We start from the raw sequence: 25,599 nt of genomic DNA on the forward strand, positions 1-25,599 counted from the left end.
ACACGACCGCGTGGATCGAATCAGGGCCCGGAAGCTTCGGGCATCACCGAATCCGCGGTGGTGGATGCCGCCGCCCAGTCGTCGATGCTTCCGCTCGGGAAGAGAATCTGTGTGACGCCGGTGACCGTGTCACGTGCGTGCAGTGCGCTTTCGTCGTCGACGGCGTCGGTGAACGAGGTGTCGGGATAGAAGCTGTCCTCGTCCGTGTACTGGACGTCTTCTCGCGAACCGATTGCGATGATGTATCGGTTGTCGTCACCGACGATGCCGGTGGACAGATGGATCCACTTGTCCTCGACACAGCACATCCAGCCTTGCTTGACTCCGATGACCGACTCGCCGAACAAGGCCTCGGGCAATCCGAACCTCTGGTCGTAGCCGTCGGTTCCTTCGGGAGTGGATTGCCTCAGGTACTCGACGAATTGCTCTACCCGCTCAGGTCCGAGTTGGTCGGAGTCGTCGAGGACGCCGTTGTAGAAAGTGACCAGGTCGTGCGTCGTGGTCTCGGTGTTCCACCACATTCCGTCCCACGGCGGCGTCGTCGCGGTCAGTGCGTAACGCTCGGCAACCCGGGTGATCACCTCCTGACCGCCGACCTCGTCCCACAGCAGGTTGGCTGCGGTGTCGTCGGAGGATTCGAGCATTGCCGCCATGAGGGTGCGATCGTCGTCCGTGATGGGCCGCTCGCCGCGAGCGTCCTGATGGAGGAGATCCTCGGCGATGAAAAGTTTTGCCACCGAGGCAGTTTCGATTTGCTGGTCGCCGGCAACATCGAGGTACTTGTCCGAGGATCGATCGAGGACGGCGATGGAGACGTCCGCACCACGCCCGAGCGCCGCCACCTGAGCTTGAGCCAGTCGGCCGTCGAGAGTCTCCGCGACCGGAACATTGGTGTCGGGGAAGGCGGGGGTCTGCATCGAATCATCCGGGTTCTGTCCACCGCTGCACGAAGCCGCAAAAGTAACTGCGGCCGCCATTGCGGCAATCCGGACGTACCGCGTACTCATCTGTTTCCCCCGGTAGCCCTGACACGGCACTGTTGCCGATCTTCTTGTCTCAGGATAGCGGTAGGGTCGGATCTCGTGATTCTCAAGACCGTGAACCAGCGCATTGCCGAGGAACTCGACGTCCGCGAAGGCCAGGTTGCAGCAGCAGTCGACCTTCTCGACGGCGGAGCCACGGTGCCCTTCATCGCCCGGTACCGCAAGGAAGTCACCGGCACGCTCGACGACGCCCAGTTGCGACTTCTGGACGAGCGGCTGCGGTATCTCCGCGAGCTCGACGACCGTCGTGACGCCGTGCTCACGGAGATCGACTCTCAGGGCAAACTTGACGATCAACTGCGCGGTCAGATCATGCTGGCCGAGACAAAAGCGCGGCTGGAGGACATCTACCTCCCCTTCAAACCGAAGCGGCGCACCAAGGCGCAGATCGCCCGCGAGGCCGGCCACGAGCCTGTCGCGGACGCTCTCATCGGAGATCCCACCACCGATCCCGCGCAGTATTCGGACGAGCAACTCGACGGTGCCCGGTCGATCCTCGTGGAGCGCTTCGCCGAGGACGCCGATCTGGTCGGTGAATTGCGCGAGCTTATGTGGAGTCGCGGCCAGGTCGTCTCATCGGTCCGCAAGGGCAAGGAAACCGATGGCTCGAAGTTTGCTGACTACTTCGAGTTCTCGGAACCGTTCTCCAAATTGCCCTCGCACCGCATCCTCGCCGTCCTGCGCGGAGAGAAGGAAGAAGTGCTGTCGCTCAACATGGCGGCCGACACCGAAGAACTCGCGCCGGGGGAGCGCACGGTCTACGAAGGCCGCATCGCGTCGCGGTTCGAGATCGCCGACCGTGGTCGGGCCGCCGACGGGTGGCTTCTCGACACCGTCAAGTGGGCGTGGAAGACGAAGTTCGCCGTCACGCTCGGTATCGACACTCGAATGCGTCTGCGGCAGTCGGCCGAAAAGGACGCCGTCGACGTCTTCGCCACCAACCTCAAGGATCTACTCCTCGCGGCTCCCGCCGGCGCCCGACCCACCATGGGACTCGACCCCGGATTTCGCACCGGAACTAAGGTTGCCGTCGTCGACGGAACCGGCAAAGTTGTTGCATACGAGACGATTTACCCGCACCAGCCGCAGAACAAGTGGGACGCGGCGCTTGCGACGCTTGCCGGGCTGGTCGCCAAGCACGGCGTCGAACTGATCGCCATCGGCAACGGCACGGCCTCACGCGAGACCGACACGCTCGCTACCGAACTGATCAAGAAGACCGGCGCGCCCAACCTGACCAAGATCGTCGTCTCCGAGGCAGGCGCATCGGTGTACTCGGCTTCGGCCTACGCGTCGCAGGAACTTCCCGACCTCGACGTCTCGATTCGCGGTGCGGTGTCCATTGCGCGTCGCCTGCAGGATCCGTTGGCGGAGTTGGTCAAGATCGATCCCAAGTCCATCGGTGTCGGTCAGTACCAGCACGACATCACTGAATCGCTGCTCTCACGTTCGCTCGACGCCGTCGTCGAGGATGCCGTCAACTCGGTCGGCGTCGACGTCAACACCGCGTCCGTGCCACTTCTCGCTCGGGTGTCCGGAATCGCAGGTTCCCTAGCGGAGAGCATCGTCGCCCATCGGGACCAGAACGGTCCGTTCAAGTCCCGCAAGGGACTCAAGGACGTCTCCCGACTGGGACCCAAGGCTTTCGAGCAGTGCGCAGGCTTCTTGCGGATCACCGACGGCGACGACCCTCTCGACGCGTCGAGCGTCCACCCGGAGGCATATCCGGTGGTTCGCAAGATCGTTGCCAGTGCCGGCGGGGACGTGCGCACCGTGATCGGAAACTCGCAGGCACTTCGATCGGTCAAGGCGTCCGACTACGTCGACGAGCGATTCGGTCTACCGACCGTCACCGACATCATCTCCGAGTTGGAGAAGCCGGGACGAGATCCACGACCCGAATTCAAGACCGCGACCTTTGCCGCAGGCATCGAGAAAGTCGCGCATCTCAAGCCCGGTATGACTCTCGAAGGTGTGGTCACCAACGTCGCAGCCTTCGGTGCCTTCGTCGACATCGGAGTTCATCAGGACGGTCTGGTTCACGTCTCGGCGATGTCACACAACTTCGTCAAGGACCCACGCGAGGTCGTCAAGTCAGGTGACGTCGTCAAGGTGAAGGTCCTCGAAGTGGACGAGGCACGCCAACGCATCGGGCTGACGCTTCGTCTCGACGACGAGGTGGGCGCACACCGCAAGTCCGAAGGCCCGCGAGGTGGGCAACCTCAGCGTCAGGGCCAGCCGCAGGGTCAGCGTCAGGGGCAGGGGCAGGGTCAGCAACGAGGTAGTGGCGGACGTCAGGGTGGACGCGAGTCGCGTCCGGACAACCGCGCGCCCGCTGCCGGGTCGATGGCTGAGGCTCTGCGCAAGGCGGGCTTCGGCAAGTAATTCCGTCCGCCGGGTTTTCGGAGTCCGTATCGTCTCATTCGAGTCGGTTGGCGGTATCAATCGGAAGAATGATCGGATCTGAAATTCGGTGAAGGGAGGACAGTGATGCGGGAGTGGCTCGAGCGCGAGATCATCGCCCATGGCCGATTGCCATTGCTGTTCTTCCTGCTCGGATTCCTCTCTGCCTTCCTCTTCATCCGTCTCAGCGTCCGGATGATCCGTGCGCAGGTGAAATGGTGGCCGGGCAACATCGCGCCCGGAGGTCAGCACGTGCATCACGTCGTGTTCGGTGTGATCGCCATGATGATCTCCGGTGGTGCGCTGATCGCGGTCTACGTCGATGGTTCGCAGACCACCGGTGCCGTCCTGGCGGCGATCTTCGGTATGGGTGCGGCATTGGTGCTCGACGAGTTCGCACTGATCTTCTATCTGAAGGATGTGTACTGGTCCGAGCAAGGTCGGACCTCGGTGGATGCGGTTTTCGTCGCAATCGCCGTGACCGGTCTGGTGCTGTTGGGTTTCCGCCCGCTCGAACTTCTCGACGTCGCCGGGTTCCGTGAAGAACGGGATCCGTGGATCAAGTTGGTGTTCGTTTTTGTCGCGTTGATCAACTTCGCCTTGGCGGCAATCGTGATTCTCAAGGGGAAGATATGGACGGGGCTCGTCGGCCTGTTCGTCTTTCCGCTGCTGGTAATCGGAGCGGTTCGCTTGAGCCGGCCGGGTGCACCGTGGGCTCGCTGGCGGTACACGCGCAAGCCGAAACGGATGAACCGCGCGCTCGAGCGTGAGCGGAAATGGCGTCGACCGGTCATCCGGGCCAAGATCTACGTCCAGGATCTCATTGCCGGATCACCGAGCGTCGAGCATGCGATGACCGCGGCCGAGCAGGAACTGGACCACACCATTCACGCGGCTCCGCCGCCACCGATTTCCCCGCTGGTGTCCGCGTCTGGCACAATGGACGGGTTGCCTGGACCAGGCAGCAGCACTTGATCTGGGCACGAACCAGACGAGCGCCGTTTCGGGAGACCGAAACGCGTGCCGCTCGGTTCCTCTGCTCCTGCGAAATACAAGGATGACATATGAACACCCTGGACTTCCTGGACAAAAAGTCGCTCCGCGACGACATCCCCGAGTTCCGTCCCGGCGACACGCTCAACGTGAACGTCAAGGTTATCGAAGGCTCCAAGGAGCGCGTGCAGGTCTTCAAGGGCGTCGTTATTCGTCGCCAGGGCGGCGGCGTTCGCGAGACCTTCACCGTCCGTAAGGTCTCCTTCGGCGTCGGCGTCGAGCGCACCTTCCCGGTTCACAGCCCCACGCTGGCCTCCATCGAGGTTCTGACCCGCGGTGACGTCCGTCGCGCCAAGCTGTACTACCTCCGTGAGCTTCGTGGCAAGAAGGCGAAGATCAAGGAAAAGCGCTGATCTTTCCGATGAGCCCGGCACCGCGTACACGCGGTGTCGGGCTAATCTGGTTTCTGTGGCAGATTCTTCGAAGGAGCAGGCATTGTCGTCCGGACCCGAGAATCACGAGGGATCAAGCGGTTCCGCGGAACCGACCTCACATCGGCCGCAGAAGAAACAGCGATCGTTTCTGCGAGAACTCCCTGTTCTGATCGGCGTAGCGCTGGTACTCAGCATCGTCCTTCAGGCATTTGTCTTCAGAGTTTTTCTCATCCCATCCGAGTCGATGGAACCGACACTGCACGGCTGTGCGGGATGTACCGGTGACCGCATCGTGGTGGAGAAGATCGGATACCGCTTCGGCGATCCGGAACCCGGCGACGTCGTCGTCTTCAAGGGACCCGATTCGTGGAACACGAAATATGTGTCCAATCGGTCCGACAACGTTGTAGTTCGCGGCATTCAAGAGGTCGGTTCGTGGGTCGGCCTCGTTCCGCCGGACGAGAACGACTTGGTCAAGCGAGTGATCGCTACCGGCGGCCAGACCGTCGAATGCTGCGACGATCAGGGCCGAGTCCTGGTCGACGGCAAGCCGCTCGACGAGCCGTACATCAAGATGGATTTCCCGTTCACTCCGGGAACGCAAACGTGTGACACCGAATTGAAGTCGGGCCGCTGCTTCGGACCGATCACCGTTCCCGAGGGCCACGTGTGGGTCATGGGTGACAACCGCAGCAATTCCGCCGACTCGCGCTACCACGTCGACGACGAGTTCCAGGGAACCGTCCCGATCGACAACATCATCGGTCAAGCTCGATTCATCGTTCTTCCCCCGTCGCGAATGGGCGGCATCGATGCGCCCGACATTCAGGGCAATTGAGTTGTCGGACCGCACACATGGATTCGCGTAGTTCCGAATAGGCAGAGACAGTGAGTAGTTGGCCCCCTCGCGTTGTCATTCGCAGATCGGCAGGTCTGCGGACGATGGAGTCTGCGTTGGCGCGAACCGGACTCGGTCCGGTCGCCGGCGTCGACGAAGCCGGGCGCGGAGCGTGCGCTGGTCCACTCGTCATTGCCGCGTGTGTCCTGGCGCCGAAACCGCAAGCGGCACTGGCACGGCTCGACGATTCGAAGAAGCTGACCGAACGTGCGCGCGAGGAGCTTTTCCCGGCGATCAAGCGCTTGGCGTTGGCGTGGAGTGTCGTTTCGGTACCCGCTGCGGAAGTCGATCAGATCGGTATCCACGTCGCCAACATCGAGGGGATGCGTCGCGCAGTCGCGGGCCTCGATCTCGAACCGGGCTACGTCCTCACCGACGGGTTCCGGGTTCCGGGTCTGACGGCTCCGTCGCTACCGGTCATCGGCGGTGACGGCGCCGCTGCATGTATCGCCGCGGCCAGCGTTCTCGCGAAGGTGACCCGAGATCGTGTGATGACCGAGATGGACAACACTCATCCCGGATACGGCTTCGCGATTCACAAGGGATACAGCACGCCGTTGCACATGGACGCTCTCGACGAGCTGGGGCCGTGCCCCGAGCATCGCATGACCTACGCAAACGTGGTGGCTGCGGGAGTCCGGTTGGAACAACGCGCGGGCCGTACGGGATGATGGACGTTCAGACGAACTGGGAGGACTGGCTAAACCGATGAGTGCCGAGGATCTCGAGAAGTACGAAACCGAGATGGAGCTGTCGCTCTACCGTGAATACCGGGACATCGTCGGACAGTTCTCCTACGTCGTGGAGACCGAACGACGTTTCTACCTGGCCAACACGGTCGAGTTGCTGCCCCACAATTCAGACGGGGAGATCTACTTCGAACTGCGGATGTCCGACGCCTGGGTGTGGGACATGTACCGCCCGGCGCGATTCGTGAAGTACGTGCGCGTCGTGACGTTCAAGGACGTCAACATCGAAGAGCTGGACAAGCCGGATCTGCGCCTTCCTGACTGATCTTGACAACGAAGTGCCCCGCCGATATCGGCGGGGCACTTTGCATTTCGCGGAGTTGCGCGGGGTCAGTTGCCCTTGACATTCACGATCTGACGCAGCGTGTGTCGAATCTCGACCAAGTCCTTCGCGTCGTCCATCACGACGTCGATGTCCTTGTACGCACCCGGGATCTCGTCGAGGAACGCCGCGGAACGCTTGTATTCGATGCCGACCATTGCCTTGTCGAGATCTTCGATCGTAAAGATCTTGCGTGCCTGGTTACGTCCGTACACCCGACCCGCGCCGTGGGGGCTGGACTTGAACGACGGCACGTTTCCCTTGCCGACGACGACGTAACTCGCCGTCCCCATCGAACCGGGGATGAGCCCGGGCGTGCCCTCGTCTGCCTTGATCGCACCCTTACGGCTCAGCCACACGCCCCGGCCCATATGGAACTCCTTCTGGGTGAAGTTGTGGTGGCAGTTGATCCGCTCGACTTCGTCGATGATCGCGGGCCTGCCGTCACCCATGAAGTGCGCGAAGTCGTTCACCACGCGGTCCATCATCTCTTCGCGGTTGAGCAGAGCGAAGTGCTGAGCCCAGTTGAGATCGGTGATGTACGAGTCGAATTCGGGCGTCTTCTCGACCAGGTAGGCAAGATCCGGATCGGGAAGGTTGATGTACCACCGCTCGCACAAGTCCTTGGCGATCTTGATGTGATGCTGTGCGAGCTTGTTTCCGATACCGCGGCTGCCCGAGTGCAGGAACAGCCAGACGCCGTCGCTCTCGTCGAGCGTCACCTCGATGAAGTGGTTGCCAGAACCCAGCGTTCCGAGCTGAAACCTCCAGTTGTTCTTGAACTTGTCGTAGAAGGCCAGGCGATCGCCCGCAATTGCCTCGAGTTCTGCGATGCGGATTTGCGCCGTGTCGCTCAGCGTCTTGTTGTAGACACCTGCCGAGAGCGGAACGGAGCGTTCGATGCTGTGGCGAAGAACGCTCAGGTCGCGGCCTTGAAGGTCGCGTGCACTGAACTGGGTTTTGACCGCAATCATTCCGCAGCCGATATCGACTCCGACGGCGGCGGGCATGATTGCGCCTTCCGTCGGAATGACCGAACCCACCGTCGCTCCCGCACCGAGGTGCGCATCCGGCATAAGCGCCAGATGTGGACGGACAAAAGGCATCTGGGACGTACGCAGCGCTTGCTCGCGAGTGTTCTCGTCGAGTATCGATGCCCAGTTCCACAGCCTCTTGGTGATCTTCTCCATCAGATTTCTCCCACATAGTTCACAGCCGAACCGATCGGTCCGGTGTGTCGTGCAGGAATGACCATGCGCTCCGTCAGTGGTTGTGTGCAACCTCTTTTCAGGTGCGCAGACCGTCTGCGAGTTCGTAGATCCGTCCGACGTACTTCTCCTGGAAGGCTTTTCGAGCAGCATCTGCCTGTTGCCGTGCGCCCATCCTGGCGTAGAGGTACTCGAGTTGAACCAAGCTCTCGCCGATGTCGACGCGTCGCTGGTCGAGAACCGTCAACTCGTCGACCAGCCGAGCCAGATCGAGTCGTGCAAGATCTAGCGCTGTCTCCGGTACCTCGTCCATGGTGATCCTCGATGTCCGTGAGTGCTTCCTGGGTTTGAGGCTAGCATTATTCGAACATATTTTCGATACCTGGAATTGTTGGTTACTTCGACAATGTGGCGGTCAGTTGGTCGATGGCGTACGGAATGCTCAGGACGGTATTGCCGGACATCGCCGCGCCGACGGGTGGATCTGCGGTGTATCGCACGACTATCGCATTTCCGTTTTTCACGGCGGGTAGCCGCTGGTAGAGAGTGTGGCCGGGGAGGGCCTTCTCTCCCTCCGGATCGGCCATCACGATCAAACGATCAACGGGTTCGAGGATGTCGTATCGCTCGTTCGGCAGCCAGTCGCCGAACTGGTCGCCGACGAATGCGTCGACCGTCGGGGGGAGGGTGAATCCGAGTGACGAGAGGAAGATGCCGCGTGGGTCGTGCGACGAGAACACGTATCCCTCGGGAGTGTCGAGGTTGACGATCGTTGCGGTTTGCCCGGAAAACTCCGGGTGTGCAGCGCGAGCGGTGGCAAACGCGTTTTCGGTATCCGTGATCAGTTGCTGAGCTTGTGGTTCTTTGCCGAGGGCGCGCCCGGCGGTGAGTGTCATGTCGGTCCACGGCGTTGTGTATGCGTCGTAGTCCTTGCTCTGCGCGACAGTCGGCGCAATCGAGGTCAGCTTCTTGTAGGTCTCCGTGTCGATGTCGGCGTACAGCGCTAGGATCAGATCTGGTGCGAGGGAGGCGATTTGCTCGAAGTTGAAGTCTCCGCCGCTGTTGATGTAGGTCGGAGTTTTCCCCTTCCAGTAATTCTTCGTCCACGGCCAGCTTTCATCCATGCCGGACCCCCACCATTCGGCCATGCCTACGGGTTCGACTCCCAAGGCGAGCAGTGGTTCGTGATCGGTGTATCCGAGTGTCACTACCCGCTGCGGTTCGGCATCGATGGTCGTCGAACCCTGTGCGTGCTCGATCGTCACGGGGAATGCGTCGTTGCTCTGGGTCGCTGATGCGGTGTCGACGCCTTGCGAGGTTCCACAGGCGGTCGAGAACCCGATGATCGCGGCCGTCGTGAATAAGGCGGCGAGGATTCGGGTGCTACGTGAGGGCACGTCCATGCTCCTTCGAAGTGGTGGGCGAAGTGATCTGAGTTCCGCGTGAAGTGCTGAACTGGTCGCGTCAGCAATAAAGTGAGGCTAACCTTTGCAGGATCGTCGGTCCATCCTTCAGGATGGACTCGGATACGCCCAGAAAGACGCAAAATGTCCACTATCGAGTACTCGACTCGTCCAAAGTCCTTGCTAGCGCTACCCGATAGTCGCGGACGGACATTCAAGGATTTTCAGGTTTACACCAACGTCGTCGACGGAGTGACTGCGTACGGAGCTCATCGACACCCCGAGCATCAGATCGCCTGGATGAGTGAAGGGACGATGCAGATTGCTGCCGGGGGAAATGTGTGGCACCTGCACAGCGAGCACTTGGTCTGGTTGCCGGGCACCGTTCTCCACGACATGACACTTCTGACGGAGGGGTGCATGATTGCGGCCTATGCGCGTCCGGATCTACGCCCTGCCGGGCCGCGGTGGACTCAGCCACTTGTTCTCGAAGTCGATGCTCTGTCCGCTCAATTGCTGCGTCATCTCGTAGATCGGACCATCGACGACGCTCGGCGGTTGATGAGTCAGGAGTTGCTCTACGACATTCTTGCTGCCGCGCCCGAACGGCACGACGTCCTCGCGGTTCCTCGTAATGCTGCGGCGAGTTCGGTTTCTGCCCGCATCCTTGCCGATCCGGCAGACTCACGGACGCTGGGGGAGTGGGCGGGCGAACTCGGGGTCAGTTCCAAGACCTTGATGCGAGCCTTTGTCGCCGATACCGGGATTACCTTCGGGCAGTGGAGAACTCGAGCACGCATGTACGCATCGCTCGAGATGCTCGCGCGGGGTGAGGGTGTCAATGACGTTGCCCCGCAGGTTGGTTACCGCACCAGCAGTGGGTTCATCGCCGCATTTCGGGAAACCTTCGGTACGACGCCGGCCAGGTACGGCAGAAAGCTGATGCGGTGATTTGCTGAATTTACAACGGACGCCGCCCGCTCGGAGGCGACAGTAGATAGATTTTGCTCGCGACGACAGACGAAAGGCGGAGGGTGACACCTCCCATTACTCAGGCTGGCTTTGTGGTGGCTGCGAGTCGCCGTGTGCATTGGATTTTATTCAAAAGCTGCTCGTAGACGCTCGATCAATCGCCTATGAGCAGCCTTTCGATGGCGATTAGACGATATTCAGACATGTACTCATCGCGAGCGCTTCCCGACGATCTGCGCAACAGTAGAAGAGGTAACACACAATGCTGCGCCGGACAGGAGGAGAACCCAAAGACCCCACCCGATCGATGGAGAAACGGTGGTGCGAAGAATGGTTGCTTCTGCGTCTGACACGTTCATGGCGTCGATTATTCCGATCACGACCGTGACTGCACCTGCCGCTGGCGCGACCCACCGGTCGCCAAACTTGGCCTTTCCTCCTCTAGACAGAATGGTGAACAGCGCGATTGCTGCCGCCGCGCCGAGAACGAGTGTTAGGACGCCGTCGCCGTCGACACCGGACTTTGAGAAGTTGAGAAATGTCACCCATGGACCGAGACTTCCGACAATTATCCCGAAACATGCAAGTAGAGCTGCCACGATATTTGGCATGTAGTTGGAAGGGAGGGGAGAGTCGGCCTGTACGAATCCAACTGGCGGTACACCTGCGAATCGCCACTCTGTCTCGGGTCCGGGATGGGGTTCGTAAGGTTGATCCGATTCTGGCGCCGGTGCTTGGTGCTGAGCGAGCCAGTATTCGGGTGGCGGGGGCTCTTGGTTAGGTTGACCAAATGGCGAGTTGGGTGGCTGCGTCATTCGAGCACCAACTTTCTCCTGTGGAAGCTGCTCCGGTTATGGGTGAGTTGAATTGCAACTGTAATCTGTCGGACAAACTATACAAGTGAATGTTTCGTGGAGTTCTTAAGTTGTCGGTACGGGAAAATTCGCGCCAGTTGACTGTCGTTCAAGGTCGCACATGCTTGCCAATAGGCTGTCTGTCCACCTCGAACGAATTGTGAATAGATCTGGCGAGCGGAGCAATGGATCTACGACGGTGACCGCCTGGACGGTTCGCCTAGAATAGGACTAGTGTTCGTTCGTCGGGGATTTAACCAGTGGGTAGTTCGATTCTTATGGAGATTAGTACCAATCTGTGGAGTCACGGCCTTGTCTCGTCGGGCGATCCAGACCGCGGTTCGATGTCGTAAGCCTCTACATTCAGTGTCGGAACGCCGGAAGTGATTGTTGATTTCAAGGGCGGAAGATACTTCCAGAACATCGAAATGGGCCGAGCTACCAGCATCCGCTGGTAGCTCGGCCGATTTACTAATCTGAACTGAGTCAGCTCATGTTGCCGAGCACATTGCCCAAGACACCGCTGATGACATTGGTCATCGACCCCTGCGGGTCGGTCAGGGAGCCGAATACCTGGCCTGATCCGGAGTTGAGTGAGCCGAAGCCCATGTCCTCGAGGCTTCCGGCGCCCGCCTCGACGGGGTTCGGCTGCCGGATGGTGACGCAGACGCCCATCGGATTGATGTTCCAGTCGCCCGCCGCCAGCACAATGTTGGTGCCGGCGCCGCTGTCGAGCTGCGTGCCTACAACTGCGTTATCGGGAACTTTGTAGGTGGTTTCCAAAGCGATGACGCCGCCGCCCGCAGTGGTCCATCCGCCGCCCTTTGCCACCACGGAGTTGTTGCCGACGACGACGGTCTTGGTGACGTCGTCCCACTTCTGGTCGCCGATAAGCCATTTGACGTTCAGGCGAGCCTTCACCAGCTGGAATCCCGCCGGGTGGAAATCGCGGATCTCGTTGACGAGTGCTCCCGAACCGGAAACCTTGGTGATGTAGGTGACCGTCTGACCCGCTGCGACCTTGCCGTCGCCGACGACCTCCTTGCTGACGGTGTAGGGCGTCCAGACGGAGCCGGGCCAATCGTCGGTGACCGACTGGTTGAGCGCGCATGCCGGTGCTGCTTGCGCTACCGAGGCTCCAAGTCCAACAGTGACGCCGGCGGCGATGAGAACGAGGGATGTAGTGGTTGCTACTGCGTGGCGAAGTGAGCGGCGGGCCATGTAGAACTCCATTCAGCGGGGTGCGTGACGGTTTGAGCAAAACTGTAACTAGTTCTACTGGACTTTCGTCCAAATTGTGGTGGGTTTCAGAAAATTGTCGCGGTTCGGGCGTTCGTCGGTGTACCGCGCTGCCGAATTCCACAGGTTCTGAGTTGTCAACAGGTTGTTTTCGGGTGGCTTGGTTTTGTGGTGGTGGGTCGAGGGTGGTGGTTGGGACGCGATTCGTAGGGGCACAAGAGTCCAGAGACTTTGATGTGCCCCGGAAACTCCGGTGCGATTCACAACGACAGCGGCGTGACGATCAAGAACTGGGGGGAGTCTGTTCTTCAGCTGCGAGACACACTGCGATTGGAATGAGATCGAAGACCTCAACGTGCGGCGAGGGGGACCGTTGGCATTCGTTGGTGGTCGCGGCAATCTTCTAATCCAAACAGCAGGGACCGGAGCGAACCTTCGTTTCAACGACTGCCCACGTCCTGAGTGCTGGCGATGACTACATCGACCAGCGCAGCGAGAACCCACCTGAGCTAGTCCGTAACGTCTAGATCGAAGACTTCCCTGGATCAATGCGTCGTTAACACGGTCTGTGTGACGTGCGATACGCCAGCATGATCGGAAACGTGGCTGACATTCCCGAAGAAGTCTTGTTTTGGTACCCGTTCCTGAGACCGCTCACAGCATGGTGGAACCCGTTCTGAGGAGATGACGATGATTGGAAGCTTGCCCGACCTAACCAACCCGTTTCTCGATACTTTGCTCTTTCCGGGCTCGTGGTGGATCGAGTTCATCAACTGGTGGAACCCGTTCTGACTCGGTGACTAAAGCCGTTCTTTGCGCCGCGTTTAAGGCGAAATCCTGTTCGGCGGTACCACTCCGCCTTCAGGCGTTCGGTAACACCGTCAGGCATGGTCGAGCAAGAGTTCTCGCGGCGCTCTTTAGCGTGGTCAAGTGCGGAGTTGGTAATCCCCACCGTCGCAACAGTGCTCTTCCAACCGCCGAACGCAGCGATCCGGTCACGGTTGAACCTCGCGGCGATGTCCATCTTGTCAATCGCGAGTTGATCAGCATCGGTCCGAGGTAGGTCCCGCCAGCTACTGCACGTTCGATGTACAGCACTAGGCCCAGGCTCAACGAGCGCTCTTGTCTGGTTCCGTCTACAGAGAGGTGTTTGCCTGCTCCACCCAATTACTGCTCACCGCGTTGCTAGCATGATCGCCGCCTTGTCCTCCCGTTCGCACTTGATGACGTGGCCCATCTTCTCTTCCTCTGCGGCGCCAAGTACTGAGCAGGTCCACCCGTCGAAACGGTAGGTTCGATCATTTACGTTGGGATCGTTCAGGTATTGACTCATGACAGAGACAGCTTCTGTGCAGTCGATGACCGCGTTCTCGTTCAAGACCGTCGCGGTCTTGCCGCGACGGTCGGTAACGGGACCGCACTCTTTGGGCGCGTAGTCAGCAGCGGGTCCACTATTGCTCGGGGCTGCACTGATTTCGCCTCCACTGGACTCACCTCCGACTCGCGACACTTTCCATGTTGCGCTATTGGGTATGTTGTCCAGCCCGAACTTCGCACTAAAGTCATATATCTTCGACACCGCAACTGTGCTCAGGACGAATGAAATGGCAGTCGATCCGAATTCTTTGCCGCAATTGGCCGCGGTCTGAACTGTGTCGAGAAGATTGTTTATCTCTGAGGAGCACCCGACTAGGACCTTGATCACCTTTGCTGGCGGGAACAGTGCGGAAGAGATATTTTCGAGAGCGTATGCATACCCCCACGACGAGAAAGCAGCGTTATCAAGCTTGGGGTCGCGTGTTAGTGTGCCCGACTTAGGTGAGCCGACGTATTGCTTAAAGTCGAGCGTCAGCGCATCGCCTGGACCGAGGAAACTGACATCTGAACCCATAAGCTGCTCGTAAGCTATCGAAAGTGAGCGGTTCTGGCTGTCTGTTTTCGTTTTGTTAATAGCAAGCGGGGAAGGATCGCTAGAAATCACCCACGGCACTGGAGAGTTAGAATGCAGCTCGACTGTTTGAGGGGAGTCGAGCGTGCCTGTCCAGGTTGATCGGAGGCATGTCCACGCTACATCGTCCGCTAGTGCTGATATTTGAACGCTGTACGTCGAATATTTGATCTGATCTCCAACGCAGTCAGGCTTGGTGAACCCGGTTCCCAGGACTTCCTTGATCCCCTGTCCTGCTTTGTTCAAGAATTCATTGGTGTTGAAGATGACAGCTTGGAACCAGCTGAGATGGTCTACCGTTGCCGTCACCGTCGAGTCATTGGGGTTGAACTGTGCATCTACAATCGATGGGGTATCTGCACCTGCTGATTCTGAGAGGACCGCCACCTCACCCCCGGAATCTATTGCTCTCTGCACCGCTTCACCATCGACGCGGAAACGCAGGGCGATAGGGGCGTTCGGTTGCCCATCGGAATCCTCGATGACGACCTGGTATCGGTCGCTGATGGTTATGAGCATGTTCTGATCACCCTGGATGGTGCTGACGCCGTCCTGATCAACACTAGCGCTTGCCCCCACATCACCGCTGTTCCCGGTTCCTTCGACAGTCAATTCGTCGTACTGTATGTGAAAACCCTCGTCAGATATTTGCGCAGATGCTGGAACCTGCTCATTAGTGCCCGGCGAATCAGTACTACAACTCGGCAATATTATCGTGAGTATGCCGAAAAGAAGCACTAGCCGGAATGTTGTCCCTTTTCGGTTCCCAATTCCCATCGGCGGATAGTAGCATCTGTGGGTTGCCTGGACTGTCGTCTATTTGAATGACACTGGATGCTAAATGCGATGTATATTTAGTCGAGGTCGGATGCGGTGCATTACCACGCCGAACAAAGCAGAGTTGAACCCCGCCGAGGCTGTGAGGTCCTGGGGCTTCGCTGATGCGGTCGCAACGACTGGGAGAGCGGACGGCGGAATTGATGGTCGATCATCACATGCCCTGACACAGGTGAAGTGGAAGGTCGGCGCCGCGGTCCGGGCCGAGATGCAGCAGCTTTACGGTGCGCGGGAGACTGACGCCAAGAAGGCATCGTTCTTCTTTGTGGCATCGAGTTGCAGCAAAGCTGCGGTTGCGTATGCCGATGAAGTGGGGATCGGGTTGTTCACGTACGACCCGGTTGGCCTGATGGCAGCAGTGAATGCACACGCAGCATTGGTGTTGAAGCAGCCGAAGGTTTGGTGACAGTTCCAGGGCTGGGTCTCTGGCTTATCGCCGCACTGATCTCCGCCATGATCGTCTTATTAATATTCATTTTCGCAATCTGATATATCTTCAGAAGAGAATATGAGTACGACGCTTCAAGTAGATTGATTCAGTCCAAACAGAATCCGTGAACGGACGTCCTTGGTCGAGGGCGTTCCTGAGGGTGCGACTGGAATCAAGGTCGCAACTGGGTGTGAAATCGGTCCGATTATTTACGTGGGTGAGCTGGCTCGCGAGCAGTGTGAGATGGCCGTGGTCGAGTCTTTTACTGAAGACATGACTGTCATACGGTTTCTCCACTCGAACCCCCGCGCGCCGCGTTTGCTGATGTCGCGGGTGTGCATAGCGACCTGGTTCACTGCTGTCGAGAGGCCGAACGTGGACGGGAAAGTGCCAGCTGACTGGCACTTCCGTAGAGGCCGACAAGGTCGTTGCTGACGCGAAGACTGAGGCTGAGAAGATCAAGAAGGCTGCGCAGAGCAAGTAGATGTCCAAGACCTACGGCACTGGCGCATAAAAGCGCTGAGACCGCTCCAGATGGGGCGGTCTCTTCTAGTTCCCTCGACGAACAGCGCGGGCGTACTCACTGATCGAGCTAGGCCTGCTCGTGCTCGTCGGATTCACCACGCGTGCCCATGCATCCAGATCGGAGACCGCTGTCGTTGCGGCCTTGGCGATGGGGGGCTCGGTGATCCGTACAAGTCGCTGGTGCACGTCCCAGAGAGTGGCGATGTGCTTGCGCGCTTCATCGACGCAGCGTTGTGCTTCCTTGAGCTCGTATGGTGTCCCGAAAGTCAGAACGAACCCACCCTCTTCTTCTTCTCTTTTCGATCGTGATTCGTCCGAGTAGTCACCAGCTGCCGACAGTAGTTCAGACGTGTCGAGTAGCCCCTCGAAGAATCGGTTCTCAAGGATTCGCAGCGCGTCATTGGGCGCTGCTGAAGGGTCTCGAGGCTCCGGCGCGAACAGACTGCCCACACCAGTAGCAATTGCTGAGGTGACGCTACCGATGGCGCTGAAGACGGGCCGAAGTGTGAATCCCACGATGAGATCGTACGCGGCGTCTACTTGTGTCGGTAGCGGCTGAAATACTGTCGATCATGGCAAGAAGGCCCAAATGGTGGCATGCACTCCAGGACTCTAAGAATGAGGTCCGGCTCGCTGTTGATCTTTACAACAGATCGGGGACGGAGCGTCAGCTAGAGGCCTTCATCGTTCACGTGACGATGGGGTGGCTTAAACTGCTCCAAGCGCACTTCGAGAAGTCCGGGCAGAACATCTACATCCGCAATGAACGTGGTCATCGTGTGCGGCATCCTGATGACGGTGGCTTCAAGCATCGCAGCCTGCGCGACCTGAGCGAAGAGTTCTTTGCGCCAAATGATCCGCGCAAAGCGAACTTGGAATTCTTCACTGGCCTGCGAAACCAGATTGAACACCGATATGAGCGAGATATTGCTGCGCTTGTGGCAGGACGAACGCAGGCGTACCTGCTGAACTACGAGCAGACAGTTGTCGAGCTGTTCGGCGAGGACGAAGGGCTAGCTGATGAACTCCGGTTCCCTCTCTTCCTGTCGTCGATAACGGGTGACGCGGTCGACTCAATCAAGAAGGTCCGCGAGCGGGTGCCGAGGGGCGTCGTTGAGTGGGTTCAGGACTACGACACGGGCGTCGAGGCTGGGATTGCTGAAGATCAGCGTTACGAGTTCAAGGTGTACTTGATCCCCACACCGGATCGAAAACAGAAGCCGATGCCGCCATGACCTTTGTTCGCTATGACGAGCTGACAGATGAAGAGCGCAGCGTCATCGAGAAGGTTCAGACGGTGATTCGGGACCGGAAAGTGCCTGTCAGTGGTTCCGACGAATACTTGCCGGGACAGGTCGTTGAACAGGTCGATGCTCAGATCGAGCGGCCCTTCACTCTGCATATGCATACTCAGGCGTGGCGCTACTACGGGGTTCGGCTTCCAAATGGGGAAGATGCCTATAGAACAAAATCGCAGTTCTGCTATATGAATGAACTGGTTGGCAAGCACGTCTATACGCCTGCCTGGGTGAAGTACTTGGTGCGCAAGCTGTCGGACGATGAGATATACGATGCGGTGGCTGCTTGGAAGCCGGAGGATGCGGAAAGCTAGGAGATCTGTTGCGGCTGTTCGATACTGGGGTTAGATGGACTACATCACCACTCCGCACCAAGCCGAACTGAACGCCGAACGCCTGAAGAGCTGGGGCTTCTCGGGTGCTGTGGCTACAACTGGTGGTGCTGACGGCGGTTTGGATGTCCGATCTTCCCGAGCCCTGGCGCAGGTGAAGTGGAAGGGCGGGGTGACGGGGAGTCGCGATGTACAGAAGCTCTATGGAGCGCGGGGGACTGGTACTGAGCAGTTGTTCTTGTTCTCGGCGAGTGGCTACAGCGACCAGGCGATCAAGTACGCCGACCAGGTCGGGATGATGCTCATGACCTACGACCCGGCCGGTGTAGCCGAGGGCGTGAACGACGTGGCGAAGCGGTTCCTCGCGTCGACCTCGAAAGTGCCGGCCAGCGCTGCTGAGGCTCCGACCAACTGGCGGCTTGTCGCTGTCCTGACAGTCATCTTGATCCTCGTGACTAGCGGGACGGTACTGCTCTGGACCTCCTAGAGCAATCCTCTTGTGTGGAAGTCAAGTGCTAGTGAGACGACGAGAAGCAGTATCGCCAAGGCTTGAACCGACAGCGCGACTGTCGCGATTCTTGCCTTGAGCTTCGTGGTCTCCTGTAGTGAAAAGATCGAGTCAATATCGAGCCATGCGCAGTCGTTGGCTGCGTCACGTTCTGAACTGTTCCAAAGGGCATTCTGCTGAAGAAATGACTCAAGCGTTGGTTGGTCTGCTGCCTTGTACTTGAGTGGCGCATTCTGCACGAAAATCCCGAGTGCCGCAGACACCGTGAACGCAAGGAGGGCAAAGAGAAGTATGATCGCAGCTGAACCGCTAACCAGCTTGGTGAAGTCCTTGCCCGTCAAGAAGACTGTTATCCCGAAGACAAAGGTAACCAGAGCAGAGCTGGCGGCGGTGATAGTGCCACCGCGGTCCTCAACGCGCTTGCGCGCTTCAAACTCTGCCTTCTTGCGCTCGGCGATGTAGGTCGCACGGACCTTATAGCCGCTGGAATCCTCAGCCATCACGTCGATGTCGGGTTGTCTCGCGGGGTGGACGGCTATTGGTGCTAACGCTGTTCAGTCCAGGTCGTCGGGCCGTTTCGCCAGTTGTGGGTGGAGTGCTTTGCTGCTGCGAATCGGAACTGGCGGGTGTGGTGGAGCTGTTCTCGTCTGAGCTGGGCATGGAGCGCCTCCCTGATTGAGTTGCAGCAACTTTAGCCCACGATTATGCCGTAGTCGCTCGAACTCAATGGTGGAGGCTTGACCGTTTGACTTGCTCAGTCCATATTGAGGAATAGATAGCCGGAACCCATCGCATGTCTATAACACTGAATATTGAATCCTTCGCACCACACAACATCAAAGAGCGCACGCAGCTCCTCGAGCCTGCTGCTGCTGGCGATACCGTGCTCAACCTCCTGAGTGCCGCGGACTACGCGGACGGTGACGTTCTGTATGTAGGCTCGTTGAGCGTAGAAGGTTGCGAGAGAGCGGTCGTGGCATCTGTAAACACTTCAATGCAACTCACGCTCGTAGCGCCGTTAGAGCACGCGCATATCGCTTATGACGACGTGTGTTCGGTTCTTGGCGACACCATCCGTATTTATCGCGCTCCAAACGTGACTGGAGCGGTACCAGTTGACGCGAGCTTCGTGGCACTCGCTACCCGTTCGATCGACAGCGATCAGCAGAGTACGTACTACCGAGACACCAACGGCACCTCGAACCACTGGTACAAGTTCACGTACACCAACATGAATACCGGGGATGAGACAGAGCTCAGCGACTCGACTGCTACCCGTGGCCAAGACTTCGGCAACTATTGCTCACTTCGGGAGATCCGCGAGGAGGCCGGCGCGCTCCAGGCGCACAACCTGCTAGACACCACGGTGGCTCTGTGCCGAACCAACGCGCAGAACGAGATCAACGCCGCGCTGCGGAACGTCTACGGCAAGAAGGTCCCGTTCAACCCAGTGCCGGGTCAGATCAAGACGCTCACTATCCAGTTAGCCGCGGCGCTCTTGAAGCAGATCCGCTTCCCCGGCCAGGACGGTCTCTGGGGTGCTCAGCTCAAGGATGCACGCGCCAAGCTGAGCGCTCTCCAGAACAAAGACGACTCACTGTCCGACGAAGACGGCGAGGACATCGTCGACAGCTCGATCGGCTTCTACCCGGGTGATGACGACTACCGTGCGTTCAGCATGGAGATGAAGTTCTAGCGTGGCTGACTCTCTTGACATGAAGCTGGAGGTCACCGGCGATGCTCAGCTGAAGGCGATGCTCACCGGACTCAGCCTGGACATGCGTGATCTACGCTCCGCGATGGACGAGGTTGGTCGTGGGGCAGTCAAGACCTTTAGCGGGCCGGTCTTCACATCGCGAGGACAGTTCATTGGTGAAGCTTGGCCAAGGCTCAGCACGAACTACGCAGCGCAAAAGGCCAAGCGCTATGCCGGCCGTCCCGTCTTAGTCCGTACTGGTCAGATGCAACGAAGCTTCAAGCACCAGGCCGACTCAACCAGAGTCACTATCAGCAACACAGATCCGAAGTTTAAGTATCACCAGTCATCCGCCTCCCGTTCCAAGATCCCACGCCGAGCCATGATCGGGATTTATCAAGGCCTGGACTCTGACGTGCGCAACACCATCGCCGCTGTCATCGCTCGCAAGATCAAGGAGCGCTCAGCATGAACGATCCGACGGCAGCCATAGTCCAGTTCCTTCGCAATGAGTTCGTCGGAAAGTCCCAAATCAAGCAGGTCTACGACTCCGACCCTGACCTAATTCCGACTGACGAGATGCCCTGCATAACCGTGGACAAACAACGGGATCGAAGTCAGTACGGCGCGACTGGGCATATCGACGTGACAGAGGAGATCGTCGTGAAGGTCATCCTCGACAAGCAGGTGGATTGGAAGGACGACGTTGACCATGAGCAGCACGTCAAGAAGCACCTGCGCCGTCTAGTGGAAGAGCGCTCAGACGATGGCCGTTTGTACGCACCAGGCACCATTCGTTACGCGCTCGCGAATCGGTTGGAGATCGAACGAGTCGCGGTCAGTGCGGCGGTGTCGGTCGAGTATGGGATCGCGGCACGAAATGCGGAGAGCATGGTCACTGCCGAGGCACATTTGACGCTCACTTGTACGTACTCGATACGAATACCAACGCAATAGCAGTGTCGTCTGAACGTATGAATCCCGTGGCTAGCGACGCTATCTGGTGCTATGTTCGCCCGCGGGTTGGGGAATAACAATGACAAACAGAAATGGGTCGAATAGTGCGCTCTCTTGTGAACTCTCTGGTTGCCGTGGCCGCTCTCTGCCTATCGCTGGCAGCCTGCGGCTCCGGTGACAGCACGGATGGGTCTGCCGCCTCTGGGGGAATCAGCGGAGGTACAGGGCTTCAGTATGGAACGGATGAGTACACGGCAGCGCGCATAAAGCTCTACGAGGATGCTGACCTGATCGAACCAGGAAGGCTAACGGCAGATCATCTGCCGTGGGACCCCAATGGGCCTACTGTCAGTATCGCCGACCTCAAGGCAACCCTCGTCCAAGCTACGTTGCTCGACACCGTCCCGGAAACCCGCGACGGATATGCCGACTTCAACAACAAGCTTGATAACTTGGTTCTCGCCGTGCAGAAAGTCTGCGCGGAAGAATTGACCGGATGGGATGCAGCTGAGTATGTCGACGAGACAATTGCCTACCTGCGCTTCGGAAGCAACTTGGGCAGCAGCCCCATCGATGCCAGCGGCGGAGTTCAGTGTGAAAACGGCAAAGTGGCCGGAGGTACAGGGCACCCCGTCTTCATCAGTCACGATCAGGGCAACTACACCTTCACAGGTGGACTAGAAGTTCTAGAACCCCTTGTCCCATAGATCTATTGACCAATCGTTTCAATCCTGCAATGTTAAGGGTATAAGCAGGAACCAACAATCGATGTCGACAACTACATACAAGAACGTCTCTGAAGCCGACCACACTCTGGTCGGCTTCGGCGTTGTTCGGGCCGGTGACACGGTCGAGACGGAGCAAGAGATTAACCACCCTGCCTTCGAGCAGGTTGACGCCAAGGTGGTGAGGCAAGAAGGAAGCAACAGATGAATAATGGAACGAGCGGCAATAGCGGCTACCTCGCGCTGGGTCGCGAGTCGGCGATCGGCGTTCCAGTGGCAGCGACGCATGCCATCCCGCTCACTGAAGAGACGCTGAACAGCGAACTCAACACGAACGGCGAGTCCCTGGTGTTCGGCTCTAAAGCTGCACGCCTCCTGACACTCCTGGAATCCGATCACATGGCGGTGGCATCACCGTCCTCGCCGAACCAGCGAGCTAGGGGTATATCGGACAAATTAATAGATCCAAGCATCGCCCTTCGCATCGAGGAGCTGTCTATTCTGAAAGATACCGTCAGATACTCATCCTCAGTTATTGGCAGTTCTAGATCGTCGCATTGAGGCATTGCAAGCGACTTTATCCGCGAGTTAGGCGGATGGGATTCAGTTTTCAAGGTGTCCCTGATCTAGCCAACGTGAGAAGTTCGATGCAATGCAGCCTGGCAATGCAGCCTGGGCTGAACATTCTCGGTGGCAAGTCGCGGCCAGTGGAGCTTGATACCGATTCGAGTGTCAGGCGAACAGGTGATCATCCAGCCGATTCATCGTGAGTCGGTATTCCTCTATTTTGTAGAAAGCTTGCTATTTCCGGCATTGATCTGTGTTGACGCAGCTGCAGCGTCCCAGTTTGGTGAGTTATCTGGTTCTCTCTCAGTGCTGAGAAGTTTGAAGACAAGGCGATCCATGCGATGTTCACCGCGACGGACAGGATCGTGGGAGCGAGGCTTGAACCGGATTCAAAATAGCACTTAACTATAACTCGGTAACGACAGAGGTTTGCGAAATATAGTTAAGTTCGTGATGACCAATGGGCAGTCCATGACGTCTTCTCCGAAAAGGGCCCTAGGTGGGTAGTGCATCCAAGTGAAGTAAGCTTAAAATAACGGTCTGACTTGGAATATCTTGACAGTATTTCGCTACTGCCTGATATTAACGACAATTGGCAAAATGATTCCACAACTTAGTGAAAATCAAAGCTGATTCAACAGGTCAGGCACCATAGAAGATCGAGCTACTTCGCACGGGCGATTGGCACATCATGGCACGGTGATTTCGAGATCGCCAAACAGGATCTTCAACAGTTCGCTGTCAACGTACAGCGGGTGTCAGACTGGTTGCAGACGATCCGAAAGTTCCCCTCAACTACGCCACGCATCGTATGACAAAGCTGCGGGCTGGATTTCGCATGTCTACGTCAGTGATGACGGCGAGTCATTGCTCGGAGATCCAGAGTGGACGCCCTCAGCAGTAGAAGCGATCAAGGGTGGCGAATGGAATTACATCTCGCCAGAATTCGACCCACGCGACTGGTCGTGGGAAGACCCTGAAGAGGAGTACCACTTCGTCAACAACGTACTGACGGGTGCTGCCCGCACCAACATCCCACTTTTCAAGAAACTGAACCCGATCACAGCCTCGCGCATCAAGCCTGAGAAGGCAATCAAAGCGAGCGCTACCGGTGACGGTGATAAACATAATCAAGGAGAACCGATGGATCTAAAGGAGATTCGAGGAAAACAAGTTGCTGACCTTACTGAGGAAGAGAAGACATTCCTGAGCGAGAACAAGGCAGACCTCACAGCGGAAGAGCTGAAGACCTTCGGACTCGACGAGGCTGATGAAGAAGCGGCAAACGCCGACGCAGCAAAAGAAGCTGCCGACAAGGAAGCCGCTGAGCAAGTGGAAGCAGATGCGAAAGGCCGCGGCAGAACAAGTAGAGAAGGACAAGATCGAACGAAGCCGCAACGGCGGTGTCTCGATCACTGCCGACCGCCTGGCGAAACTTGAAGCTGACGCTCAAGCTTGCCGTAAAGCACGACAGCAACTCGATCCGCGTGACGCTGAAGAGATCGTAGATCGCAGCATCAAAGCTGGTCAGATCAAGAGCGGTGACAAATCTCGCTGGACGAAACAACTACTCGCATCACGTGGAGACGACCGCAAGGAAACTCGAAGCGCTTCTAGCCGGCCTCCCTAAGAACGAGATCGACGGCAAGGAGATCGGGGATCAGGGAACAGCGGTGACCGCATCTGCATCTGCTGAGCTGCTTGCACAGGCGGAAGCAGCGATCAAAGCATCTGCTGACAAGGGATCTATTCTGCCGTATTCATAAGCACGCAAGGACATCCTGGCGGCAGACGCAGAGCTGAAACAACGAATCAAAGACGAAGAGGAGGACAAATAGAAGACAGCTATCCAACCCGGCCGGAACTACAGTGCTGAGGCTGCAGCAGATTTCACAGGCAAGCGCTACTCAGTGGTCAAGCTCGATGCCGACGGCAAAGTCGTTCAGGCGACAGCAGCCATTGACGCGAGCCTGGGTGTGATCGACAAACGAGCCGAAGGCAGGACGCACAGGGGACCGGGTCGACGGGAAGATCTGGGAGTCGCTTGCCGGTGCATGCAAGAAGAAGTGCGGACCTATCGACGGACAGAAGCGTGACATTGACGAGGCCTTCTCGCTGGCCGATGGAACTCGGGTCGTGAGACCGGCTGGGCGTATGCGCTCGGTGCGGAGTCAATTTCGAGTACTAGCCGCGGCATCCTAGTCGCCACCCTGACTTAAGATCGACTCGTTGAAATGCGCCGAAGGAGAGTCGATGGCTGATCTTGTACGTCCAGGCACTAGGGGTCGGTTTCGAGACCTGGCTACAGATAGCACGGTCGGCACGATAGACGGCGCTTTTCAGGATGAAGGCTTCGCGCCGAATCACGACTCGACTTACCAAGACAGCAGCATTCGACGTGTAACCGCGCAGCAGTACATGGAATCAGTCGAATGGGCCAACGACGACCATGTGGTCAGAGCACTCCAGGCAATGGAGCGGATCATCGAAGACTTCGACAGTCAGTACACCGAGAAGTTCTGGTCCGCATTGGAACAGGACGGCTACAAACGCGATCCCGAGACCAAGCGGCTCGTCCTCCAATCTCCTCGCGTCCGGCTCGCAGAAGAAGGGGCACTCGCGAACCTCACCGATCCGTCGGTTATCAAGTCGCACCTCAGCCGCATCCACGCGGCAGTGGAGTTCGACCCTGAGCTGGCGATCGGCAGCGCTAAAGAACTGATTGAGTCGACGGCGAAGCTCGTGCTCACTGAGCGGGGTGTCGCGTTCACGAAAGACGACGACCTGACCCGGCTCACCAATCGCGCAGCCGAGGCACTTAACTTGAGGCCGAACCAGGCAGCGACTGACGGGCCGGATGGTGGCTCTGGTGTGAAGCGAATCCTGGGTGGCGCACTCAACATTGCCGTGGGTGTCGCCGAGCTGCGGAACGCGTACGGAACAGGACATGGCCGAGATCGGCGTCCGTCTGGCCTTGGTTCGCGTCATGCGCATCTCGCGGCGAATGCGGCCTACCTGTGGTGTGAGCTGATGCTGGATACGCTTGCCGATCCGAAGGCTCCCTGGCGCAAAGAGGTTTAGCTTCACTGTGTGCACGCGCAGGCCTGCCGCTGTCAGTCGACCGAATGACGCTTAGCGCGTTGCCATTCCATCGTTCGGCGATATGAACAATAATTGCCGACAATTCGCTACCATCAGTCCTTCGAGTTTCTCGTCTGGCGTTTCGAGGGGGTACGGATGCGGTCTGGTACTGCGCTG

Annotated in this window: 28 protein-coding genes; 19 read left to right on the forward strand and 9 right to left on the reverse strand. The window is 58.3% G+C overall.

The window, feature by feature from the left end:
- Positions 1-20: 20 nt before the first annotated feature.
- A complete protein-coding gene (locus RA302_RS11925; RefSeq protein ID WP_029255127.1) occupies positions 21-1,007 on the reverse strand; it encodes a serine hydrolase in 987 nt (328 codons plus the stop codon).
- Positions 1,008-1,082: 75 nt separating this feature from the next.
- Between RA302_RS11925 and RA302_RS11930 the strand changes: the two genes are divergently transcribed.
- The 6 genes from RA302_RS11930 (at position 1,083) to RA302_RS11955 (ending at position 6,785) form a co-directional block, all read left to right on the forward strand.
- Positions 1,083-3,428, forward strand: coding sequence for a Tex family protein (locus tag RA302_RS11930; RefSeq protein ID WP_338480805.1), 2,346 nt, complete (start codon positions 1,083-1,085; stop codon positions 3,426-3,428).
- 105 nt (positions 3,429-3,533) lie between these two features.
- Positions 3,534-4,421, forward strand: a complete 888-nt coding sequence (locus RA302_RS11935; protein WP_003942742.1) for a hypothetical protein — start codon at positions 3,534-3,536, stop codon at positions 4,419-4,421.
- A gap of 89 nt (positions 4,422-4,510) precedes the next feature.
- The gene (rplS, locus tag RA302_RS11940) at positions 4,511-4,852 is read left to right on the forward strand and encodes a 50S ribosomal protein L19 (protein WP_003942791.1); all 342 of its coding nucleotides are present in this window, start codon (positions 4,511-4,513) and stop codon (positions 4,850-4,852) included.
- Between the two features lie 55 nt (positions 4,853-4,907).
- On the forward strand, positions 4,908-5,711 hold the full coding sequence (gene lepB / locus RA302_RS11945; RefSeq protein ID WP_003942787.1) for a signal peptidase I: 804 nt from the start codon (positions 4,908-4,910) through the stop codon (positions 5,709-5,711).
- Between the two features lie 50 nt (positions 5,712-5,761).
- Positions 5,762-6,442 carry a ribonuclease HII gene (locus tag RA302_RS11950; RefSeq protein ID WP_338480809.1) on the forward strand — a complete coding sequence of 227 codons (681 nt, stop codon included), beginning with the start codon at positions 5,762-5,764 and terminating at the stop codon, positions 6,440-6,442.
- Between the two features lie 37 nt (positions 6,443-6,479).
- Positions 6,480-6,785, forward strand: coding sequence for a DUF2469 domain-containing protein (locus RA302_RS11955; RefSeq protein ID WP_003942715.1), 306 nt, complete (start codon positions 6,480-6,482; stop codon positions 6,783-6,785).
- Between the two features lie 65 nt (positions 6,786-6,850).
- On the opposite strand, the gene RA302_RS11960 is transcribed toward RA302_RS11955, so the two are convergent.
- The 3 genes from RA302_RS11960 to RA302_RS11970 all read right to left on the reverse strand — a co-directional run bounded on the left by RA302_RS11960 (position 6,851) and on the right by RA302_RS11970 (position 9,453).
- Entirely contained in the window at positions 6,851-8,032 is a 1,182-nt protein-coding gene (locus tag RA302_RS11960; RefSeq protein WP_338480811.1) for an RtcB family protein, read from the reverse strand.
- 97 nt (positions 8,033-8,129) lie between these two features.
- Positions 8,130-8,363: a hypothetical protein gene (locus tag RA302_RS11965; protein ID WP_019747974.1), complete on the reverse strand. Its 234-nt coding sequence runs from the start codon at positions 8,361-8,363 to the stop codon at positions 8,130-8,132.
- An 82-nt stretch (positions 8,364-8,445) separates the two neighbouring features.
- The gene (locus RA302_RS11970) at positions 8,446-9,453 is read right to left on the reverse strand and encodes an iron-siderophore ABC transporter substrate-binding protein (protein ID WP_338480813.1); all 1,008 of its coding nucleotides are present in this window, start codon (positions 9,451-9,453) and stop codon (positions 8,446-8,448) included.
- Positions 9,454-9,597: 144 nt separating this feature from the next.
- On the opposite strand from RA302_RS11970, the gene RA302_RS11975 reads away from it, so the two are divergent.
- Complete coding sequence (locus RA302_RS11975; protein WP_338480815.1) at positions 9,598-10,404, forward strand: AraC family transcriptional regulator; 807 nt, start codon at positions 9,598-9,600, stop codon at positions 10,402-10,404.
- A gap of 230 nt (positions 10,405-10,634) precedes the next feature.
- Here RA302_RS11975 and RA302_RS11980 read toward each other — a convergent pair whose 3' ends face one another.
- The 3 genes from RA302_RS11980 to RA302_RS11990 form a co-directional block, all read right to left on the reverse strand.
- The gene (locus RA302_RS11980; protein WP_053062013.1) at positions 10,635-10,970 is read right to left on the reverse strand and encodes a hypothetical protein; all 336 of its coding nucleotides are present in this window, start codon (positions 10,968-10,970) and stop codon (positions 10,635-10,637) included.
- A gap of 795 nt (positions 10,971-11,765) precedes the next feature.
- Positions 11,766-12,500, reverse strand: a complete 735-nt coding sequence (locus RA302_RS11985) for a hypothetical protein (RefSeq protein ID WP_338480818.1) — start codon at positions 12,498-12,500, stop codon at positions 11,766-11,768.
- Positions 12,501-13,692: 1,192 nt separating this feature from the next.
- Positions 13,693-15,078, reverse strand: a complete 1,386-nt coding sequence (locus RA302_RS11990; RefSeq protein ID WP_338480820.1) for a hypothetical protein — start codon at positions 15,076-15,078, stop codon at positions 13,693-13,695.
- Positions 15,079-15,334: 256 nt separating this feature from the next.
- On the opposite strand from RA302_RS11990, the gene RA302_RS11995 reads away from it, so the two are divergent.
- On the forward strand, positions 15,335-15,709 hold the full coding sequence (locus RA302_RS11995) for a restriction endonuclease (protein ID WP_338480822.1): 375 nt from the start codon (positions 15,335-15,337) through the stop codon (positions 15,707-15,709).
- A gap of 573 nt (positions 15,710-16,282) precedes the next feature.
- Here RA302_RS11995 and RA302_RS12000 read toward each other — a convergent pair.
- On the reverse strand, positions 16,283-16,774 hold the full coding sequence (locus tag RA302_RS12000) for a hypothetical protein (RefSeq protein WP_338480824.1): 492 nt from the start codon (positions 16,772-16,774) through the stop codon (positions 16,283-16,285).
- 56 nt (positions 16,775-16,830) lie between these two features.
- Here RA302_RS12000 and RA302_RS12005 point away from each other — a divergent pair, with 56 nt between their 5' ends.
- The 3 genes from RA302_RS12005 to RA302_RS12015 are packed head-to-tail and all read left to right on the forward strand — an operon-like array spanning position 16,831 to position 18,375.
- Positions 16,831-17,493, forward strand: coding sequence for a DUF3644 domain-containing protein (locus RA302_RS12005; RefSeq protein WP_338480826.1), 663 nt, complete (start codon positions 16,831-16,833; stop codon positions 17,491-17,493).
- Entirely contained in the window at positions 17,490-17,870 is a 381-nt protein-coding gene (locus RA302_RS12010) for a hypothetical protein (RefSeq protein WP_338480827.1), read from the forward strand. Before RA302_RS12005 ends, RA302_RS12010 begins: the two co-directional genes overlap by 4 nt.
- A gap of 34 nt (positions 17,871-17,904) precedes the next feature.
- A complete protein-coding gene (locus RA302_RS12015; protein ID WP_338480829.1) occupies positions 17,905-18,375 on the forward strand; it encodes a restriction endonuclease in 471 nt (156 codons plus the stop codon).
- Here the strand turns inward: RA302_RS12015 and RA302_RS12020 are convergent.
- A complete protein-coding gene (locus RA302_RS12020) occupies positions 18,372-18,896 on the reverse strand; it encodes a hypothetical protein (RefSeq protein ID WP_338480831.1) in 525 nt (174 codons plus the stop codon). The genes RA302_RS12015 and RA302_RS12020 overlap by 4 nt on opposite strands.
- A gap of 629 nt (positions 18,897-19,525) precedes the next feature.
- On the opposite strand from RA302_RS12020, the gene RA302_RS12025 reads away from it, so the two are divergent.
- The 8 genes from RA302_RS12025 (at position 19,526) to RA302_RS12060 (ending at position 25,422) form a co-directional block, all read left to right on the forward strand.
- Positions 19,526-20,092, forward strand: coding sequence for a hypothetical protein (locus RA302_RS12025; RefSeq protein ID WP_338480832.1), 567 nt, complete (start codon positions 19,526-19,528; stop codon positions 20,090-20,092).
- Positions 20,093-20,111: 19 nt separating this feature from the next.
- Positions 20,112-20,564: a phage virion morphogenesis protein gene (locus RA302_RS12030; RefSeq protein ID WP_338480833.1), complete on the forward strand. Its 453-nt coding sequence runs from the start codon at positions 20,112-20,114 to the stop codon at positions 20,562-20,564.
- Positions 20,561-21,049, forward strand: coding sequence for a hypothetical protein (locus RA302_RS12035; RefSeq protein WP_338480834.1), 489 nt, complete (start codon positions 20,561-20,563; stop codon positions 21,047-21,049). The genes RA302_RS12030 and RA302_RS12035 overlap by 4 nt, the downstream gene beginning before the upstream one ends.
- Positions 21,050-21,165: 116 nt before the next feature.
- Positions 21,166-21,756: a hypothetical protein gene (locus RA302_RS12040; RefSeq protein ID WP_338480836.1), complete on the forward strand. Its 591-nt coding sequence runs from the start codon at positions 21,166-21,168 to the stop codon at positions 21,754-21,756.
- Positions 21,757-21,978: 222 nt separating this feature from the next.
- Complete coding sequence (locus RA302_RS12045) at positions 21,979-22,335, forward strand: hypothetical protein (RefSeq protein ID WP_338480838.1); 357 nt, start codon at positions 21,979-21,981, stop codon at positions 22,333-22,335.
- Positions 22,336-23,040: 705 nt separating this feature from the next.
- Positions 23,041-23,781, forward strand: a complete 741-nt coding sequence (locus tag RA302_RS12050; RefSeq protein WP_338480840.1) for a phage protease — start codon at positions 23,041-23,043, stop codon at positions 23,779-23,781.
- A 101-nt stretch (positions 23,782-23,882) separates the two neighbouring features.
- Positions 23,883-24,107 carry a hypothetical protein gene (locus RA302_RS12055; protein ID WP_338480842.1) on the forward strand — a complete coding sequence of 75 codons (225 nt, stop codon included), beginning with the start codon at positions 23,883-23,885 and terminating at the stop codon, positions 24,105-24,107.
- Positions 24,108-24,759: 652 nt separating this feature from the next.
- Complete coding sequence (locus tag RA302_RS12060) at positions 24,760-25,422, forward strand: abortive infection family protein (protein ID WP_338480844.1); 663 nt, start codon at positions 24,760-24,762, stop codon at positions 25,420-25,422.
- Positions 25,423-25,599: the final 177 nt, after the last annotated feature.

The organism is Rhodococcus sp. DN22, from assembly GCF_036669995.1.
GTDB lineage: Bacteria > Actinomycetota > Actinomycetes > Mycobacteriales > Mycobacteriaceae > Rhodococcus_F > Rhodococcus_F erythropolis.